General features: G+C 61.0%; 1 pseudogene. It reads left to right on the forward strand.

Going from position 1 to position 818, the window contains the following annotated elements:
• Positions 1–818, forward strand: a pseudogene (locus EN993_RS36370) (hypothetical protein); the annotation flags it as partial.

The raw sequence follows: 818 nt of genomic DNA on the forward strand, positions 1-818 counted from the left end.
AAGCAGCACATGGAGGCCAGCACCGGGGCTGGCACTGCGACCATTGCCGCGACCAAGTCCGCGACCGGCGGCGTCGATTTCACCACCTCGCAAAAGGTGTCGAGCTTTGTCGAAGCGATCAACTTCGACGATCCGGAGAGCGGGTTGAAATTCCCGGTCACCGTCAGGTCGCCGGAACTGTCGATCGAAGCCAGCGGCAAGGGCGTACGAACAAAGCCGTTGCTCGATTTGCTGGCATTTGGCGTGGCCAATGAAGACGAGGCGACGCTGAAGGCCAACCAGGCGCAACTCAAATCGCTTCTGCTCGCCGCATTGCCGCTTTGGGAGCGTGTCGAGGGAACCTACGGCTTTAAGGATTTCGCGGTGGAAAGTCCGGTCGGCAATTTCGGCGCCACGCAACTCAGCACTGCGTTCGGCACTGACGGAGTCGCCCAGAATGGCAAAATCACCTATGGCATCAAGGCGTCAGGGCTGACCGTGCCGCAGCAGCTCGTGCCGAGCTGGAGCGTCGCGCTCCTGCCCACCGACATCGACCTGAACTTCGGCGGCGCCAACATCGACCTCGACAGCATGGCGAAGAAGGCGATCGAAGCCTTTGATCTCAATCAGGATCCGCCGCTGTCGGCCGAATTCGGCGAACAGCTCAAAGTCGACTTCATGGCCAAGACGCCGAAGGTCGTCCTTGGCCACAGCACCGTGAAGAACAAGGACACGGAGATCGCGCTGGAAGGCGAGATGACGTTCCCCGGCGAAAAGCCCGAAGGTAGCGTGACCGTCGATGTCGCCGGCTTCGACAAGCTTGTCGAGGGCCTGCAGGA

Origin of the sequence: Mesorhizobium sp. M7D.F.Ca.US.004.01.2.1 (assembly GCF_003997785.1) — a bacterium.
GTDB classification, from domain to species: Bacteria; Pseudomonadota; Alphaproteobacteria; order Rhizobiales; family Rhizobiaceae; genus Mesorhizobium; species Mesorhizobium loti.